General features: G+C 48.6%; 5 protein-coding genes. 1 reads left to right on the forward strand and 4 read right to left on the reverse strand.

Annotated elements, in window-relative coordinates:
* A partial coding sequence (locus BP822_RS00870) for a hypothetical protein (protein WP_286877530.1) occupies window positions 1-537 on the forward strand: 537 nt, incomplete at its 5' end.
* Between the two features lie 816 nt (window positions 538-1353).
* Here BP822_RS00870 and BP822_RS00875 read toward each other — a convergent pair.
* The 4 genes from BP822_RS00875 to BP822_RS00890 all read right to left on the reverse strand — a co-directional run bounded on the left by BP822_RS00875 (window position 1354) and on the right by BP822_RS00890 (window position 3085).
* Window positions 1354-1914, reverse strand: a complete 561-nt coding sequence (locus BP822_RS00875; protein ID WP_157863669.1) for a hypothetical protein — start codon at window positions 1912-1914, stop codon at window positions 1354-1356.
* 248 nt (window positions 1915-2162) lie between these two features.
* Window positions 2163-2378 (reverse strand): type II toxin-antitoxin system HicA family toxin, encoded by a 216-nt coding sequence (locus BP822_RS00880; RefSeq protein WP_013718814.1) that lies wholly within the window; start codon window positions 2376-2378, stop codon window positions 2163-2165.
* A complete protein-coding gene (locus tag BP822_RS00885) occupies window positions 2362-2589 on the reverse strand; it encodes a type II toxin-antitoxin system HicB family antitoxin (RefSeq protein WP_013718813.1) in 228 nt (75 codons plus the stop codon). Before BP822_RS00885 ends, BP822_RS00880 begins: the two co-directional genes overlap by 17 nt.
* Before the next feature lie 151 nt (window positions 2590-2740).
* Window positions 2741-3085, reverse strand: coding sequence for a ribbon-helix-helix domain-containing protein (locus BP822_RS00890; RefSeq protein WP_232844340.1), 345 nt, complete (start codon window positions 3083-3085; stop codon window positions 2741-2743).
* Window positions 3086-3124 lie beyond the last annotated feature (39 nt).

The raw sequence follows: 3124 nt of genomic DNA on the forward strand, positions 1-3124 counted from the left end.
TGGGATATGTGGATAGACGAGCCGATTTGTGATTATCCAACGGGTTTTGTTCCAATGGACTACATCAACTTCACCAAGGAGGCTGAGTTCGAGTACATGCCCGTCTCTTACCAGACTGGCACTTACGACCAAAAATGGATTGAGAAGCTGTGCGTGCAGAACTACAGAATCGGCGCTGTGCTGACTGAGATGTATACTCATGCCGAGCATCTGCAAAAGACCACAGAGGTCAAGACAAGGTCATACGGCTTTTGTCCTTATTGCTTGACTGATGCATACCATGAGGGCTATACGCTGGATAAGGATTGTTGCACTGGAGTTCTTGAAGCAAACCTCAACAGCAACGTCATCGGCGTTGCTCATATCGGCTGGATCTCTAGGGATCCTGCGCCCAACAAGCTGCTCAAGGGCCGCCATGCTGAGTACGGCAGATCGGTCGAGGATTTGACCGGCGTCTTCGCCATTCAAAAGTTCATACAGCTCTGGGGTAATTCCACCTGCGGCGCAATCAGCGTTGATTGGCTGCCCTGCGTGTAATCGCAGCCAATACCCATCTCCTTTTTTCAACTTGGTCTGCATTATAGCAGGATGTGCTGCAGCGGCAAGAAACTCTGTGCATTCTCATCAATTCCAGACAATGTCAAAGAACCAAAGCCTGGCTTAAATATCGTCGGGATCTGGCCATCACTTCGGTGATCGGCTCCTCCGACAAGGGCGCTGTGGATTTTCGGCGCTGGCCTGCCTGGGACTTGAGATCTCATTCTCTTGGTGATTTCTTTGGGGTGGAAATGATCTTTTCAGCTTGAAGCTTGAAGCGAAAGGTTTTATATCGGCAATTAACGTATAGTATGTTGGCGAAAGTCGATGGCTATTTTTCCCTCCTACATCCAATTGACTTTTGCCTCCCTCCTTCTTATCCATATTTCAGGAGTTATGGGGCATAATGGCTGGCCAGGTCTGCAGCACCATTTATGGTATCTGGGTTCAGAATCGATTTTGTAAAAGGGAATGGAACTACAACGATCTTTCCTCTCATCAATAGATGTCAGGCTCATTATCTACATATTTAGATAGCGCCTGCTGCGAGAGTCTCATAAGTCCTCTGGTGATTTCTCTCTCACCGCTAGATTCCTCCAGGTTGTAAGGGAGATCTCGGGTTATGATCCGGCGCTCTAGAACCTCGCACATAGATATTACCTGGTAATTCTTGCTATTTAGATCTTAATAGCCAGGGACGTGGCTTTCATAGCCATCCAATAGTGATAGGACCGGTTGCCTTTCTTTGTGGGATTGACCTTCTCCACCACCCACACACAAGAGATTTTCCAGCCCGCAGCATACATCTATGAGTCTTCATTGGCTGATATTTATCCTCCAATTGCCGTCCGCACTGATGTCTAGGCAGTATATTCCCCTATCTTCTATGCCTGTTGCTTTTGATCCATCAAATGGGCCAATTTCGTTTACCAGGAGATCAACCATCTCCCCATTGCTATCCAGCAGCCATATGGCAAAATTTCTCTTCCCATCATGCTCCATTTCGAACCGTGCCAGTCCCGGGCCTAACTCGAATAATGGGGGGACTTGTTGTCCTGTTCCGCTAAATGTGATTGGAACGCTTTGGGCAGTCTCGGGTCTTGGTTGGCTTATATCCACCAGCCATGGACCATCAGCCTCTATATCCAAAACAAAGTCATCCGATTGAGATATCCCCACGGCCTTTGCGCCATCAAAATCCTCGACCTCATTGGCCAGCAGATCGACTTTATTACCACTGCTATCCAGCAGCCAGACGGCGAAGTTGCTCGAACCGGAGTGCTTCATGGAGAATATCGACAGGCCTTCATCCAGGAAAAACTCCTGTGATGCCTCCTGGCCATCTCCTGAAATGCTGATATTCTCAGGTTCGGCCATCGTTTCCGCATATGCGATGCATGGCCCTATCAGGAACAAAGATAACGCTAAGATTATAATCGATCTCATTCGATCCCTTTATGCTCAGTCTTTATCTGGAAGATCTATTTAAAAAACCTTCGGGTTTGCATACGGTACTCCCGTGTCCGCGGGCGGCTCGTAGACTTGTGTGCGCCGGAGATTGCCACCTGGATCTGCTCAGAGGGCGTGGATTACTGTTGGGATGTCTGTCTCCAGAACATCGCGCCTTATTCTAAGAGCTTTCTAAATTCTTCCTCTGTTATTTCAAGCTGTTTTAAAATTTCGTACAAAAGCCAGCCTCCAATCTCGCTATTGCCATGTATGGGAATGGTTGTGGCTCGGCCATCGGGATGTTTCCATCTGGCATGGCTGCCCTTTTGCCTTACCACTCGAAATCCAAGTTTTCTGGCTGCTTTTTGCAGGTCTTTAGCTTTGGCAGGCATGAGTAGCCAACGCATCAATATCCGCGGGAAGCATGCGCCCTTCTTCTTTGTACTCATCCCGTATCATCTCGAAGACGTTTGTCAGCTCCATCTGAGCCTCCTGGGGGGTCTGGCCCCAGGCATGGCAGCCAGGAATTGCAGGTACATAGGCCACAAATGTACCATTGTCTTCGGGGCGAAGGATTACAGTGTAGTCATAAAGGCGTTTCATTGGTCTTCAATTTCTCCTTTTTCAGATATAAATCTACGCAAAAGAGCCTTATGACTGCCAGTCTTCACAATGACTCTCGGACCTTCTAACTTTCTGGCCTCGGCATAGATCTTCGAGGCATGCAGAGTATCGCCTATCTCATGACAGTCTGCTATGCTTCCACCAGCCTGCCTTCCCGGCGCAGCTCGCCAGTTGCTTTCATCACCAGATCAAAATCAAGCTCAAGATCCCTTGCTGCCTCATCTGGATAGGCTTCCCCTCTGGCCTTGTAGTAGCCCAAAATCTCTTTCTTGGCCGTCTGGAAATCGACTTCCCTGCATTTGATGACCTTGATTTCAGACAATCTGTGCCTGATGGCGTCTCTGACAAAATCGGACTCATTGAGGTACAATCCCGCCTCGAGCAGCTCCCGGATCTGCGCTGCTTCAGCGGGCGCAATCTTTGCCCCTATTGATACTGACGCAGGCGGAGGCATTCCTTTCTTCGAAGCGTCCATATGTTAATTATGGTGAACTTTGGTTAAAAAGGATACCGT

The sequence above is a fragment of the Methanosaeta sp. UBA458 genome, assembly GCF_002496085.1.
Classification (GTDB): Archaea; Halobacteriota; Methanosarcinia; order Methanotrichales; family Methanotrichaceae; genus Methanothrix; species Methanothrix soehngenii.

What these genes read in the sequence shown, in the direction of transcription:
- BP822_RS00890 (WP_232844340.1), bottom strand. Translation starts at nt 3,085, where the DNA reads ATGGACGCTTCGAAGAAAGGAATGCCTCCGCCTGCGTCAGTATCAATA.
- BP822_RS00880 (WP_013718814.1), bottom strand. Translation starts at nt 2,378, where the DNA reads ATGCCTGCCAAAGCTAAAGACCTGCAAAAAGCAGCCAGAAAACTTGGA.
- BP822_RS00875 (WP_157863669.1), bottom strand. Translation starts at nt 1,914, where the DNA reads ATGGCCGAACCTGAGAATATCAGCATTTCAGGAGATGGCCAGGAGGCA.
- BP822_RS00885 (WP_013718813.1), bottom strand. Translation starts at nt 2,589, where the DNA reads ATGAAACGCCTTTATGACTACACTGTAATCCTTCGCCCCGAAGACAAT.